12 protein-coding genes are annotated in these 14,055 nt (G+C 61.2%); 6 read left to right on the forward strand and 6 right to left on the reverse strand.

What is annotated here, in order from left to right:
- Positions 1-10: 10 nt before the first annotated feature.
- From Q8M42_RS20635 to Q8M42_RS20655, 5 genes are all read left to right on the forward strand, one after another.
- Positions 11-1,072: an imelysin family protein gene (locus Q8M42_RS20635; protein ID WP_304863235.1), complete on the forward strand. Its 1,062-nt coding sequence runs from the start codon at positions 11-13 to the stop codon at positions 1,070-1,072.
- Positions 1,073-1,081: 9 nt separating this feature from the next.
- Positions 1,082-2,176 (forward strand): DUF1513 domain-containing protein, encoded by a 1,095-nt coding sequence (locus tag Q8M42_RS20640; protein WP_304863237.1) that lies wholly within the window; start codon positions 1,082-1,084, stop codon positions 2,174-2,176.
- Positions 2,177-2,368: 192 nt separating this feature from the next.
- Positions 2,369-3,994, forward strand: a complete 1,626-nt coding sequence (locus Q8M42_RS20645) for a methyl-accepting chemotaxis protein (RefSeq protein WP_304863240.1) — start codon at positions 2,369-2,371, stop codon at positions 3,992-3,994.
- A 199-nt stretch (positions 3,995-4,193) separates the two neighbouring features.
- Complete coding sequence (locus Q8M42_RS20650; RefSeq protein WP_304863242.1) at positions 4,194-5,324, forward strand: efflux RND transporter periplasmic adaptor subunit; 1,131 nt, start codon at positions 4,194-4,196, stop codon at positions 5,322-5,324.
- Between the two features lie 28 nt (positions 5,325-5,352).
- Positions 5,353-8,400, forward strand: a complete 3,048-nt coding sequence (locus Q8M42_RS20655) for a multidrug efflux RND transporter permease subunit (RefSeq protein WP_304863245.1) — start codon at positions 5,353-5,355, stop codon at positions 8,398-8,400.
- Positions 8,401-8,459: 59 nt separating this feature from the next.
- On the opposite strand, the gene Q8M42_RS20660 is transcribed toward Q8M42_RS20655, so the two are convergent.
- The 5 genes from Q8M42_RS20660 to Q8M42_RS20680 form a co-directional block, all read right to left on the reverse strand.
- A complete protein-coding gene (locus Q8M42_RS20660; protein WP_304863247.1) occupies positions 8,460-8,684 on the reverse strand; it encodes a hypothetical protein in 225 nt (74 codons plus the stop codon).
- Between the two features lie 595 nt (positions 8,685-9,279).
- Positions 9,280-10,923 (reverse strand): chaperonin GroEL, encoded by a 1,644-nt coding sequence (groL, locus tag Q8M42_RS20665; RefSeq protein ID WP_304863250.1) that lies wholly within the window; start codon positions 10,921-10,923, stop codon positions 9,280-9,282.
- Positions 10,924-10,982: 59 nt separating this feature from the next.
- Entirely contained in the window at positions 10,983-11,276 is a 294-nt protein-coding gene (locus Q8M42_RS20670; protein ID WP_090249058.1) for a co-chaperone GroES, read from the reverse strand.
- A gap of 213 nt (positions 11,277-11,489) precedes the next feature.
- Positions 11,490-11,954, reverse strand: coding sequence for an FxsA family protein (locus Q8M42_RS20675; protein WP_304863252.1), 465 nt, complete (start codon positions 11,952-11,954; stop codon positions 11,490-11,492).
- Between the two features lie 63 nt (positions 11,955-12,017).
- Positions 12,018-12,749, reverse strand: coding sequence for a HugZ family protein (locus Q8M42_RS20680; protein WP_304863254.1), 732 nt, complete (start codon positions 12,747-12,749; stop codon positions 12,018-12,020).
- Positions 12,750-12,842: 93 nt separating this feature from the next.
- Between Q8M42_RS20680 and Q8M42_RS20685 the strand changes: the two genes are divergently transcribed.
- A complete protein-coding gene (locus tag Q8M42_RS20685; RefSeq protein ID WP_304863256.1) occupies positions 12,843-13,601 on the forward strand; it encodes an SDR family oxidoreductase in 759 nt (252 codons plus the stop codon).
- Between the two features lie 174 nt (positions 13,602-13,775).
- Here the strand turns inward: Q8M42_RS20685 and Q8M42_RS20690 are convergent.
- Positions 13,776-14,055, reverse strand: a 280-nt coding sequence (locus Q8M42_RS20690; protein ID WP_305285545.1) for a transposase, incomplete at its 5' end; no start/stop codon positions are given.

Genomic DNA, 14,055 nt, shown 5'->3' on the forward strand with positions numbered 1-14,055 from the left:
GGAGCCGCAGATGATTCGCTCACCCCTCACGCTTGCCCTGCTCAGCCTCACGCTCACCGCCTGTAGCCCAAGCGATCCGCAGCAGCAGGTCAGCCGCGCGCTTACCGATGGCGTGTTGCTGCCGATCTACAGCGCCTGGAGTGAAGCCGACCGCCAACTCGCAGCCAGCGGCCAAGCCTTCTGCGCCGGTCAGCAGAACCTCGTTGAAGCCCGCCAGGCCTTTGCCAGCGCGCAGAGCGCCTGGGCCGCCGTGCAGCCAGCCATGCTCGGCCCGCTGGCGGAAGGCAACCGCGCCTGGCAGATCCAGTTCTGGCCGGACAAGAAGAACTTAGTGGCACGCCAGGTTGAAGCGCTGATCAACAGCAAGCCCGAGCTGACCCCAGCCGATCTGGATAAATCCAGCGTCGTGGTGCAAGGCATCACCGCCTATGAATACCTGCTGTTCGATCCGGCCATCGACCTGAGCGTCGCCGAACAGAAAACCCGCTACTGCCCGCTGATCGTCGCTATCGGTGAGCATCAGCAAGTGCTTGCCGCCGACGTGCTGGCCCAATGGCAGGCCAAGGACGGCATAGCCGCACAGCTGAAAGACTTCCCCAATGCACGCTACGCCGAAGCCCCAGAAGCGGTGGCCGAGCTGCTGCGCACTCAGGTCAGCGCCATCGACGGGCTGAAGAAGAAACTTGGCACGCCACTCGGTCGCCAGAGCAAAGGCCAGCCGCAACCCTATCAAGCCGAAGCCTGGCGCAGCAAAGCCAGCCTGGCCAATCTCGCCGCCAGTCTGGCCAGCGCCGAACGTATCTGGCTGGGCGCTGAACAGGATGGCATTCAGGCGCTACTCAGCAGTGCTCACGCCGAGCTGAAACAGCGCATCAATGCCGCCTACAGCGACACCCGTCAGCGCCTCGCTGCCGCGCAGCGTCCGCTCGGCGAGCTGCTGAGCGACGAAGCCGGTCGTGCTGAACTGAACGCCCTGTATGACAGCCTGAATGCCTTGCACCGGTTGCATGAGTCAGAGCTGGCAAAAACCCTGGGCATCCAACTGGGCTTTAACGCCCATGACGGTGACTGAGCCATGCAGATGAAGCGCCGAACCTTCCTTGGTCTCACTGGCACGGCATTGGCCGCGAGCGCTCTGGGCGGTTGGACGCTGATGCACAGCGACGCGCAGCCGCTGCTGCTGTCGGCGCGCAACGACAGCGCCGGCAAGCACTTTGCGGTCGGCTACCGGCTGGATGGCAGCCAGGCGTTTGCCACCCAGGTCAGCGAGCGCTGCCACGATGTGATCGGCCACCCGTTTCTGCCGATGGCGCTGTTTGTCGGCCGTCGCCCAAGCACCCAGAGCTACCTGATCGACACCCGTGACGGCCGCCTGCTGCAGACCCTGAATACGCCCAAGCAGCGCCACTTCTACGGCCACGCAGTATTCCACAAGGACGGCGAATGGCTGTACGCCACCGAGAACGACACCGCCGATCCCGGTCGCGGCGTACTCGGCGTCTATCGCCTGCACGGTGAACAGCTGCTGCGCAGCAGCGAACTGTCGACCCACGGCATCGGCCCGCACCAGCTGCTCTGGCTGCCAGACGGTGAAACCCTGGCGGTGGCCAACGGCGGCATCCGTACCGAGGCCGACAGCCGGGTGGAAATGAACCTTGATGCTATGGACTCCAGCCTGGTGCTGCTGCGCCGCGACGGCAGCCTGGTCAGCCAGGAGCAGCTGCCCGAGCGAATGAACAGCGTGCGCCATATGGCGATTGCCAGCGACGGCACCCTGGTGACCGGTCAGCAATATATGGGTGAAATCAGCGATGTGGTGCCGCTGCTGGCGATCAAGCGCCCTGGCCAGCCGTACCAGCACTTCCCGGTGGCCGATGCGCAGCGCCAGCTGATGAACCAGTACACCGCCAGCGTGGCAATCCACAGCGAGCTGCGCCTGCTCGCCTTGACCGCACCACGCGGCAATCGGGTGTTTATCTGGGACCTGGACAGCGCCGAGCTGCGCCTGGATGCACCCCTGGCCGACTGCGCCGGAGTGGGCGCGGTAGCTGATGGTTTTGTGGTCAGTAGCGGCGTCGGCCGTTGCCGCCTGTACGACTGCCGCAGCACGCGGATCAGCAGCAGCCCCCTGCAACTCCCCGCTGGCCTGTGGGATAACCACCTGCGCCTGGTATAAACGCCCCGCCACTGAACCTGTAACACGCCTGCGGCACGCTAAAGAGCGCTGCCGCAGAGCCGATCTATACTCCTAGCTGGCCGTTGCTTTCAGGCAATCCGGCCCAGCCGATACCAGTCGATAGGGACCTTCGCAGTTAGGGCGCAGTCAGCGTCACTGGCATCCCGCCTCCCACACTCAGGGGTATTACCCATGTTTCTGCAGAAATCCTTGCGCGCGCAAATTCTCGCCCTGCTCGGCGGCAGCCTGGCGCTGATTCTGGTCACGGCACTGGCCTGCTTCAGCTTCCTCTCCAACGGCATGCAGGCCTACCGTGGCTTGCTGGCGGGCCCACTGGAGGCCTCGGCGCTGATCGATGTGACCAACCTGAACTTCAAGACCCAGGTACAGGAATGGAAAAACGTTCTGCTGCGGGGCAACGACAAAGCCCAGCTGGACAAATACTGGAGCCAATTTGAAGCACAGGAGCGCAAGGTACAGGACTCCCTGGGCAAACTGAGCGAACTGGCTGGCGCCGACCGCGCCTTGAAAGCCAAGATCGAAGCCTTGCGCAGCGAGCACCAGACGCTCGGCGCCAACTACCGCAAGGGTCGCGATGCCTTTGTCGCTGCCGGCGGTGACGCTGCGGTCGGCGACAAGGCGGTCTCCGGGATTGACCGCAACACCACCCAGCAGATGGAAACCCTGGCCAGCGAGCTGCACCAGCAGAGCCTGGAGCAGGCCAGCCTGATCAACGCCTCGGCCGACCGCACCATCACCTTCGGCACCCTGCTGATGCTCGGCGCTACCGTAGTGATCGCGCTGTTCAGCCTGTGGCTGCTCAACCGCAACCTGATCAACCCGATCCGCGAGCTGATCGAGCATATCGCCCAGCTTAGCCAGGGCAACTTCGGCAAGCATGTGGAATCGACCCGCCAGGATGAACTGGGCAATCTTGCTGTTGCCGCGAATATCCTGCGTGACTTCCTCTCCGACACCTTCACCCGCCTGAAACGCAGCACGGCGGATCTGGACACCGCCAGTGGCGAGCTCAACTCCATCGCCACGCTGATGGCCCAGGGCACCCGCGAGCAGTTCTCGCGCACCGACCAGGTCGCCACGGCCATGCATGAAATGTCCGCCACGGCCCAGGAAGTTGCGCGCCACGCCGCCGAAGCCGCCGGCGCGGCCGATGCCGCTGACAGCGCCGCGCGCCAGGGCGAAACGGTGATGCAAGCGACCATCAAGACCATCACCGATATTCGCGGTGAGATCAGCAACACTTCGGAGGTGATTCGGCGCCTGGAAGCCGACAGCGGACGCATCGGCAAAGTGCTGGAAGTGATTCGCGGCATCGCCGAACAGACCAACCTGCTGGCCCTCAACGCCGCCATCGAAGCGGCCCGCGCCGGCGAGCAGGGCCGCGGCTTTGCCGTAGTGGCCGACGAAGTACGCACCCTGGCCCAGCGCACCGCCGAGTCGACGGCAGAAATCCACCAGATCATCGACACTGTGCAAACCGGTGCGGTCAATGCCGTACGTGCAATTGAAAGCGGCCAGCAGCGCAGCGAGGAAGGCGTGACCCAGGTCACCGAAGCCGGCGCCACCCTGCAACTGATCACCGGCGCGGTGGAAGCAATTCGCGACATGAACCGGCAGATCGCCACCGCCGCCGAAGAACAGACCTCGGTGGCGGAAGACATCTCGCGCAACCTCACGGAAATCACCGCCATCGCCACCGCCAACCAAGAGAACGTACAACGCACCGAAAGCGCCGGGCAAAACCTGCAAGTGCTCTCCGGGCAGCTCAATGAGGTGACCCAACGCCTGAGTGCCTGATTACCAAGAACCACCCTAGCGCACACACAAAATGCCAGCATCTGCTGGCATTTTGCGTAAAAAAAACTTGATCAAACAGGCAACTTTTGCACAACAATATTTTGCAAATGCGAATCTTTGACAGGCCCGTGCGCGAGGTCTACTGTGCCCCTCTTGCCTATTCCCAGGCTATCCAACCGCCTTGCCAAGGAACCGGAATATGTTGCTCCGCCGCATGCTGATTATGCTCGGCGCGGTACTCGTCGTGGTACTCGCCCTCGCCGCCTACAAAGGCTTCTCCATCTACCAACAAGTGCAGATGTTCTCCGCGCCGCAGCCGGCCATCAGCGTCGATGCCGCGACGGCAGCAGAACGCCCGTGGCAGGGCCGCCTGCCAGCCATCGGTACGCTCAAGGCCTTTCAGGGCGTTGACCTGACCGTAGAGGTCGGCGGCACCGTGCAGCAGGTGCTGTTCCGCTCCGGCGAGCAGGTCACCCTGCAGCAGCCGCTGATCCAAATGGACAGCGATGTCGAGCAGGCCAGCCTGGCCACCGCTGAGGCTGAACTGGGCTTGGCCCGCGTGGAATACGAGCGCGGCCGCAGCCTGGTCAATCGCCAGAGCATCTCGAAAAGTGAGTTCGACCGCCTCTCCGCCAGCCTGCAGAAGGCCAACGCCAGCGTTGCCCAACTGAAAGCCATGCTGGCGAAGAAACGCATCATCGCGCCGTTTGCCGGCACCATCGGCATCCGCCAGGTCGACGTCGGTGACTACCTGTCCTCAGGTACCACCATCGCCACCCTGCAGGACCTGAGTAAGCTCTACGTCGACTTCTTCCTGCCCGAGCAGGCGGTGCCCAAACTGGCCATCGGCGAGCGCGTGCGCTTCAGCGTGGCGGCTTACCCGGATGAGGTGTTCGAGGGCGAAATTGCCGCGATCAACCCCAAGGTCGAAGACACCACCCGCAACGTGCAAGTGCGCGCCATGCTGGTCAACCCGGACAACAAACTGCTGCCCGGTATGTTCGCCAACCTGGAAGTGCTGCTGCCAGGCGAGCAGAACGTCATCGTCGTTCCGGAAACTGCTATCACCTACACCCTGTATGGCAACTCGGTGTACGTGATCGGCGAGAAAAAGAGCGAAGACGGCCAGGTGGTCAAAGACGACAAAGGTCAGGCCGAACTGGTGGTCGAGCGCCGCTTCGTCGAGACCGGCGAGCGCCGCGAAAGCCAGGTGGTGATTAGCAAAGGTCTGCAGGCCGGTGAGCAAGTGGTGTCCGCCGGCCAGCTGAAGCTGGATAACGGCGCCCACGTCAGCATCGCCAATGCCCAGACCAAGCCAAGCGTCGAGTAATCGAGGCTGGCGCAAAGGAATTTCTTTTATGGCTTTTACTGATCCCTTTATCCGTCGCCCGGTATTGGCGACCGTGGTCAGCCTGTTGATCATCCTGCTTGGCTTGCAGGCGTTCAGCAAACTGACCATCCGCCAGTACCCGCAGATGGAAAACGCCCTGATCACGGTGACCACGGCTTACCCCGGGGCCAATGCCGAGACAATCCAGGGCTATATCACCCAACCGCTGCAACAGAGCCTGGCGAGCGCCGACGGCATCGATTACATGACCTCGGTCAGCCGACAGAACGTGTCGGTCATCTCGATCTATGCGCGCATCGGCGCCAATAGCGACCGTTTGTTCACCGAACTGCTGGCCAAGGCCAACGAGGTGAAGAACCAGCTGCCCCAAGACGCCGAAGACCCGGTACTGAGCAAGGAAGCCGCTGACTCCACGGCGCTGATGTACCTCAGCTTCTACAGCGATGAACTGAGCAACCCGCAGATCACCGACTACCTCTCAAGGGTCATCCAGCCCAAGCTGGCCACCCTGCCCGGCATGGCCGAGGCCGAAATTCTCGGCAATCAGGTGTTTGCCATGCGCCTGTGGCTGGACCCGGTGAAGATGGGCGCCTACGGCGTGACCGCCGGCGATGTGAATGACGCGGTGCGCAAGTACAACTTCCTCGCCGCAGCCGGCGAAGTGAAGGGCCAGTATGTGGTCACTAGCATCAATGCCGAAACCGACCTCAAATCCGCCGAGGCGTTTGCCGCCATCCCGCTAAAGACAGTCGGCGACAGCCGCGTGCTGCTCGGCGATGTGGCGCGGGTGGAAATGGGCGCGGAAAGCTACGACTCGATCAGCTCCTTCGACGGCACGCCGTCGGTGTACATCGCCATCAAGGGCACGCCGGGGGCCAACCCGCTGGATGTGATCAAGGAAGTGCGCAAGGTCCTGCCGGACCTGGAAGCGCAGCTGCCGCCGAACCTGAAAGTCTCCATCGCCTACGACGCCACGCTGTTTATCCAGGCCTCGATCGATGAGGTGGTGAAGACCTTGTTCGAGGCCGTGCTGATCGTCATCGTGGTGGTGTTCCTGTTCCTCGGTGCATTCCGTTCGGTGCTGATCCCGGTGATCACCATCCCGCTGTCGATGATCGGCGTGCTGTTCTTTATGCAACTGATGGGCTACTCGATCAACCTGCTGACCCTGCTGGCCATGGTGCTGGCTATCGGCCTGGTGGTGGACGACGCCATCGTCGTGGTGGAGAACATCCACCGGCATATCGAGGAAGGCAAAACGCCGTTCGATGCGGCCATCGAAGGCGCGCGCGAGATCGCCGTACCGGTGGTGTCGATGACCATTACCCTGGCGGCGGTGTACGCGCCGATCGGCTTCCTCGAGGGCCTTACCGGTGCGCTATTTAAAGAGTTCGCCCTGACCCTGGCCGGCGCGGTAATCATCTCCGGCATCGTCGCCCTGACCCTATCGCCGATGATGTGCGCCAAGCTGCTGCGTCACGAAGAAAATCCATCAGGCCTGGCGCACAAGCTCGACCAGATCTTCGACGGCCTCAAGCAGCGCTATCAGCGCGCCCTGCACGGCACCCTGGACACTCGTCCGGTGGTGCTGGTGTTTGCAGTGATCGTCATGTGCCTGATCCCGGTGCTGCTCAAGTTCAGCAAAAGCGAACTGGCCCCGGAAGAAGATCAGGGCATCATCTTTATGATGGCCAGCGCGCCGCAACCGACCAACCTGGAGTACCTGAACACCTACACCGACGAGTTCGTGACCATTTTCAAGGAGTTCCCCGAGTACTACTCCTCGTTCCAGATCAACGGCTTCAACGGTGTGCAATCGGGTATCGGCGGCTTTCTGATGACGCCGTGGAACGAGCGTGAACGCACACAGATGGAGATTTTGCCGGAGGTGCAGGCGCGCCTGTCGCAGATCGCCGGCCTGCAGATCTTCGGCTTCAACCTGCCGTCCCTGCCCGGCACCGGTGAGGGTCTGCCGTTCCAGTTCGTGATCAACACGCCCAACGACTACCAGTCGCTGCTGCAGGTGACCGAGCGGGTCAAACAACGCGCGGTGGAATCCGGCAAGTTCGCCTTCCTCGATGTCGACCTGGCCTTCGACAAGCCGGAAGTGGTGGTGGAAATCGACCGCGAGAAAGCCGCGCAAATGGGCGTGTCGATGGAGGACCTCGGCCTGACCCTGGCCAGCCTGCTCGGTGAAGGCGAGATCAACCGCTTCACCATCGACGGGCGCAGCTACAAGGTGATCGCCCAGGTCGAGCGCGCGTATCGCGACAACCCGGAGTGGCTCGGTAGCTACTACGTGAAGAGCGAAAGCGGCGCGATGCTGGCCCTGTCGACCCTGGTCAAGGTCAGCGACCGTGCGCGGCCAACCCAACTCAACCAGTTCCAGCAGCTCAACTCGGCGATTATCCAGGGCGTACCGATTGTCAGCATGGGTGAAGCCATCGACACGGTGACGCAGATCATGCGCGAGGAAGCCCCGGCCGGTTACGCCTACGACTTCGCCGGCGCCTCGCGGCAACTGGTGCAGGAAGGCAGCGCGCTGTACGTGACCTTCGGCCTGGCGCTGGCGCTGATCTTCCTGGTGCTGGCCGCGCAGTTCGAGAGCTTCCGCGACCCGCTGGTGATCATGGTCACGGTGCCGCTGTCGATCTGTGGTGCGCTGATTCCACTGTTCCTCGGCCTGTCGAGCATGAACATCTACACCCAGGTGGGCCTGGTAACGCTGATCGGCCTGATCACCAAGCACGGCATCCTGATCGTCGAGTTCGCCAACCAGCTGCGCCGCGAGAAAGGCCTGTCACGTCGTGAGGCCGTCGAAGAAGCGGCGGCGATTCGCCTGCGGCCGGTGCTGATGACCACCGCTGCTATGGTCTTCGGCATGGTGCCGTTGATTCTGGCAACCGGCGCTGGCGCGGTCAGCCGCTTCGATATCGGTCTGGTGATCGCGACCGGCATGTCGATCGGCACGCTGTTTACCCTGTTCGTGCTGCCGTGCGTCTACAGCCTGCTGGCGCAACCCGATGCACCACCGGCCACAGCCAAGGCCCACTAACCAAAAAGCCCTGCAATGCAGGGCTTTTTTCTGTCTATCGAATTGTCAGGTCAGCAGGCTTAACCTGGTGATCGGGCGCCCTGGGACAGGCTGAACATAAACAGCAGCAGGTCCTGATCAGGCTTGAGCGCCTCAGCCATTCGCGCCTGGGGCGGCAGCGGGCAGTAGCCACGCTCATTAAGGGTGATGACCTGGGGGCTGGCTTCTTGCCAGGCCGCCGCCGCGAGCGAGGCCACGCTGAGCGCGGTCACCAGGAACAAACCTCGTGCGATTTCTAGCTTCATCACTGCAACCTCTTGATAGCGCTGCCAAACGCTGTTTGTAGACCCTAGATCACTGATAACCGCAATGTCGCGCTTTGCGACCAGCGGTCGTTACTGCCGGCGCTGCCGGAAACTCCATCCTGATCATCCTGATCCACACGCAAGCCATTTAGCAGGCCAGGCTTGGAGTTGCATTCACGCCATTGGTTCAATGCGCGAGCAAACCAAGGATTAGCGCCGCATCAGCGCACCTGGCGGTAACACACCCACAGTCACTTAATTGCCCATTTGCATCAGCGTGGTGCGTCATAGAACCAGCGGTTTTAAAACAGCCGCAGGCAACAGCCTAACCGGCACAACCTCCAGCCACACGGCAAAGCGGCGTGGTAGAGCACATCCAGGTGAGGTCAAAACAAGAAGCGGCAATGCTGACCGGCAGCACAGCGCAGATTGACAGGCTCCAGTCCGGGAGCGCGCATCACACCAAGCAAGTGACGTACCGCTTTGCCGCGAGGACTGTTTATAGCCGATAAAAATGAAAACCCCGTGACAGGCACGGGGTTTTCTTTACAACGTGCAAGCCGCCTGGCGGCGGCCTGCAAGGGGCCGGGCTGGCTTACATCATGCCGCCCATGCCACCCATGCCACCCATGTCCGGCATACCGCCACCGGCCGGCTTGTCTTCAACCACTTCGGCGATCATCGCTTCGGTGGTGATCATCAGGCTGCCGATCGAAGCTGCAGCTTGCAGCGCCGAGCGGGTGACCTTGGCCGGATCGAGAATACCCATCTCGATCATGTCGCCGTAGGTGTCGGTAGCGGCGTTGAAGCCGAAGTTGCCCGAACCCTGCTTGACCTTGTCGACCACTACGCTTGGCTCGCCGCCAGCGTTGGAAACGATCTGACGCAGCGGTGCTTCAACAGCACGACGCAGCAGCGCGATACCCACGTCCTGATCGGCGTTGTCGCCTTTCAGCTCGCTGATGGCTTGCAGTGCGCGAACCAGAGCCACGCCACCGCCAGGTACCACGCCTTCTTCAACGGCTGCGCGGGTTGCGTGCAGGGCGTCGTCAACGCGGGCTTTCTTCTCTTTCATTTCAACTTCGGTGCCGGCACCGACTTTGATCACCGCAACACCGCCAGCCAGTTTGGCCAGACGCTCTTGCAGCTTCTCTTTGTCGTAGTCGGACGAGGTGTCTTCAACCTGCTTACGGATCTGCGCAACGCGCGATTCGATATCAGTTTGCTGACCAGCACCGTCGATGATGGTGGTGTTTTCTTTGCTGAGGATCACGCGCTTGGCGTTACCCAGGTGCTCCAGGGTAGCGCTTTCCAGGCTCAGACCGATCTCTTCGGAGATCACGGTACCGCCAGTCAGCACAGCGATGTCCTGCAGCATGGCCTTGCGACGGTCGCCGAAGCCCGGTGCTTTAACAGCAGCGACTTTAACGATGCCGCGCATGTTGTTCACCACCAGAGTCGCCAGGGCTTCGCCTTCAACGTCTTCGGCCACGATCAGCAGAGGGCGGCCGGACTTGGCCACAGCTTCGAGAACTGGCAGCAGTTCGCGGATGTTGGAGATCTTCTTGTCGACCAGCAGGATCAGTGGGCCGTCGAGCTCGGCAACCATGGTGTCCGGCTTGTTGATGAAGTAGGGGGACAGGTAGCCACGGTCGAACTGCATGCCTTCAACAACCGACAGTTCGTTTTCCAGGCCCGAGCCTTCTTCAACGGTGATCACGCCTTCTTTACCGACTTTTTCCATGGCTTCGGCAATGATGTCGCCGATGGAGCTGTCGGAGTTAGCGGAGATCGAACCGACCTGAGCGATGGCCTTGGTGTCCGCGCATGGCTTGGACAGCTTCTTCAGCTCAGCAACGATGGCGATGGTCGCCTTGTCGATGCCGCGCTTGAGGTCCATCGGGTTCATGCCGGCAGCGACGGCTTTCAAGCCTTCGTTGACGATGGCTTGAGCCAGCACGGTGGCGGTGGTGGTGCCGTCGCCAGCGTCATCGTTGGCACGCGAAGCCACGTCTTTAACCAGCTGGGCGCCCATGTTCTCGAAGCGATCTTTCAGCTCGATTTCTTTGGCAACGGAAACGCCGTCCTTGGTGATGGTCGGAGCGCCGTAGCTCTTCTCGATGATCACGTTACGGCCTTTCGGGCCGAGGGTGGCTTTTACTGCGTCAGCCAGAACGTTGACACCAGTAAGCATTTTCTTGCGGGCGGAATCGCCGAATTTAACTTCTTTAGCAGCCATGATGGTTATTCCTTGATTCGTTCAAATAGAGCGGAATTCGTAGCGACGGGGCGCTGAAATCAACCTTCAACGACAGCGAGAATTTCGCTCTCGCTCATTACCAACAGGTCTTCGCCGTCAACTTTGATGGTGTTGCTGCCGGAGTAAGGGCCAAACACCACTTTGTCGCCGACTTTAACGGCCAGGGCACGCACTTCACCGTTGTCCAGCACGCGGCCGGTACCGACAGCGAGGATTTCACCGCTGTTGGCTTTCTCGGCAGCGGAACCTGGCAGCACGATGCCACCGGCGGTTTTCTTTTCTTCTTCGCTGCGACGGATTACAACGCGGTCATGCAGAGGACGAAGCTTCATTGTCGATCTCTCCCAATAGGTGGTTTACAGCGGCCGGTGTAAGCACCGGCGGGTTAGCAAAGTCCGGCGAGGCCGGTAGCGCTACGCCAGGCGCAGCGCTGAAGTCTGAACATAAAACCTTGCGGTGACCGCTACATAAGGGCGCGCAAGGGGATTTCAAGGGCTGAGGGTGAAATTTTTACGATCTAACAGGCTTTTCTTACGAGCCGAAAATCAGTCGCGGCGTTCGTATTCGCCTTCCAGCACATTGGGTTGGGCCACACCCGGTCGAACTTGCCCGGAGCGGGCGGCCTGGTCGTCGAAAAAGGCGCGCTGACGCATGGCCTGCTCGGCGGCGCGCAGGCGCACCTTGTTGACCAGCAGGCGGCGGGTGAAGGGGATCAGGCAGAACACGCCGAGGATGTCGCTGATAAAACCCGGCAGCAGCAACAGACCACCACCGACGGCGATCAGCAGGCCTTCGAGCATTTCCTGCTCGGGTAGCTCACCACGCGCCAGTTTTTCCCGCGCACGCCACGCCGTGGCAACACCGGCGACACGCAGCAGCACGCTGCCAAGAATCGCTGAGCCAATGACCAGCAACAGGGTTGGCAACACGCCGATGGCGCTGCCCACCTGAATCAGCAGGGCTAGCTCGATGATCGGAAATAGCAGAAACAGAAACAGAAAAGCGCGCATCAAAGGTTCCTTAACGGAAGATCAGCTTCCTATAAAACAGAAGTATGGGGCGTTAGGCTGAATTCAAGCTGAAGCCTGACCGTCGGTCGGCCAGACTTCAGCGCGGGCTAGTGCCACCAGAGCCTGGCGCACCTCAACCGGACTGTTACAGGATGTTGGAAACGCCAACCAATACAAACTCTGACCGATGCGCAGGTGGAAACCTTCGCTATCGAGACCGACCAGCTCGGCCGGCGCATGGCTGGGCAAGCCGGCCAGTTGGACATAGTGGCCGATGGCGTTGGCATGGTCACTGTTCATATGTTCGGCCATGCTGATTTCACTCTCGCCGGCGAAGGGATTGGCCAGCGCCACCTGGTCCAGCCAATGAATCGCGCCAAAACCGCCGATATAGCGCCAGCGCACCGGTTCCAAGCGCCAGAAGTCGAAGTCATGCGCTTGGTGATAGCCGCGCGAATCGGGGAAATAGCGGTAATAGCGCTGCGCAGCCGCAGCAATCTGCGCCTCGCCCTCCAATTGTCGCGCCTCGGCGAGCAGAGTCAGACGGCCGACCGCCTGTACATCCTCCGCCCCACGCTCACCCACCAGCAACGAGCATTTGCCGTCCTGCTTGAGGTTGTGGGTGTGCTGGGCGATACGGCTGATCAGGATCAGCGGATAACCCTCAGCATCCAGGCAATAGGGCACCACTGATCCGAAAGGGAAACCCGGCATGGCCTTGGAATGGCTGCTGAGCACGCCACGGTATTCCTTGAGCAGCAATTCTCGGGCATGCTTGCCGGCTTTCACGCTCAACTTATGACTCCTTGCATAAAATCCGTCACAGAACGGGAGGCGCCTAGATTAACCGCCGGCAAGGCCACACGACACCATTTGAGGGGACTCGCGATGCAACTTAAAGACAAGGTCATCATCATTACCGGCGGCTGTCAGGGCCTGGGCCGCGCCATGGCCGAATACCTGGCAGAGAAAGGCGTAAAACTGGCGCTGGTCGACCTGAACCAGGAAAAACTCGACGAAGCCGTGGCCGCCTGCAAGGCCCAGGGCGTGGAAGCGCGCGCTTACCTGTGCAACGTCGCCAATGAAGAGCAAGTGACCCAGACCGTGGCACAGATTGCCGAAGACTTCGGCGCGATCAACGGCCTGGTCAACAACGCCGGCATCCTGCGTGACGGCCTGACCATCAAGGTCAAGGATGGCGAAATCACCAAGCTGAGCCTGGCCCAGTGGCAATCGGTAATCGACGTCAACCTCACCGGCGTGTTCCTCTGCACCCGTGAAGTGGCGGCGAAGATGATCGAGCTGAAGAACGAAGGCGCGATCATCAACATTTCCTCGATCTCCCGCGCCGGCAATATCGGCCAGGCCAACTACTCCGCCGCCAAGGCCGGCGTAGCGGCCGACACCGTGGTCTGGGCCAAGGAACTGGCACGTTACGGCATCCGTGTTGCAGGCGTTGCACCGGGCTTTATCGAGACCGAAATGGTTGCCAGCATGAAGCCGGAAGCGCTGGAGCGCATGACTTCGGTCATCCCACTACGGCGCATGGGCAAACCCGCCGAGATCGCACACTCGGTGGCCTATATCCTGGAAAACGACTACTACACCGGTCGTATCTTGGAGCTGGACGGCGGCCTGCGGTTGTAATCCACACCGATCTGCTGCGCGTCGGCCATCCGTCGTTAAAAGCACTCGCGGGCTTGCTCATTTACAGCTCGTAAACTCCGCGCCCGCGAGTGCTTTTGCCTAGGCTGACTCTAGCTCGCGAGATCTAGAACGTTTAGAACAAAAAGCCCCGCAAACGCGGGGCTTTTTTATGGTTCATCGCGCTTTCCCGGGGAAGGCGGCCTTGATTTTCAGGAAGAAGTAGTCCGAGTCCCTGAAGCCATAGGCCATACGCTTGATCAACTTGATGCGGTTGTTCACCCCTTCCAGCAGGCTGGTATGCATGCGGAAGCGCGCACTGGCGAGGATTCCTCGGGCATAGCGTTTGAGGTTTCGGGCAAAGCGCTGCAGTGGTGGCAGATCACTGTCCCGCGCATGGCGCAACCAGGTCCTCCAGCGCTGCCAGCCTTCACGCACGCTGGGGGCATACCAGATC

Source organism: Pseudomonas sp. (assembly GCF_030684895.1).
Lineage (GTDB): Bacteria > Pseudomonadota > Gammaproteobacteria > Pseudomonadales > Pseudomonadaceae > Aquipseudomonas.

What these genes read in the sequence shown, in the direction of transcription:
- Q8M42_RS20635 (WP_304863235.1), top strand. Translation starts at nt 11, where the DNA reads ATGATTCGCTCACCCCTCACGCTTGCCCTGCTCAGCCTCACGCTCACC.
- Q8M42_RS20640 (WP_304863237.1), top strand. Translation starts at nt 1,082, where the DNA reads ATGAAGCGCCGAACCTTCCTTGGTCTCACTGGCACGGCATTGGCCGCG.
- Q8M42_RS20645 (WP_304863240.1), top strand. Translation starts at nt 2,369, where the DNA reads ATGTTTCTGCAGAAATCCTTGCGCGCGCAAATTCTCGCCCTGCTCGGC.
- Q8M42_RS20650 (WP_304863242.1), top strand. Translation starts at nt 4,194, where the DNA reads ATGTTGCTCCGCCGCATGCTGATTATGCTCGGCGCGGTACTCGTCGTG.
- Q8M42_RS20655 (WP_304863245.1), top strand. Translation starts at nt 5,353, where the DNA reads ATGGCTTTTACTGATCCCTTTATCCGTCGCCCGGTATTGGCGACCGTG.
- Q8M42_RS20660 (WP_304863247.1), bottom strand. Translation starts at nt 8,684, where the DNA reads ATGAAGCTAGAAATCGCACGAGGTTTGTTCCTGGTGACCGCGCTCAGC.
- groL (WP_304863250.1), bottom strand. Translation starts at nt 10,923, where the DNA reads ATGGCTGCTAAAGAAGTTAAATTCGGCGATTCCGCCCGCAAGAAAATG.
- Q8M42_RS20670 (WP_090249058.1), bottom strand. Translation starts at nt 11,276, where the DNA reads ATGAAGCTTCGTCCTCTGCATGACCGCGTTGTAATCCGTCGCAGCGAA.
- Q8M42_RS20675 (WP_304863252.1), bottom strand. Translation starts at nt 11,954, where the DNA reads ATGCGCGCTTTTCTGTTTCTGTTTCTGCTATTTCCGATCATCGAGCTA.
- Q8M42_RS20685 (WP_304863256.1), top strand. Translation starts at nt 12,843, where the DNA reads ATGCAACTTAAAGACAAGGTCATCATCATTACCGGCGGCTGTCAGGGC.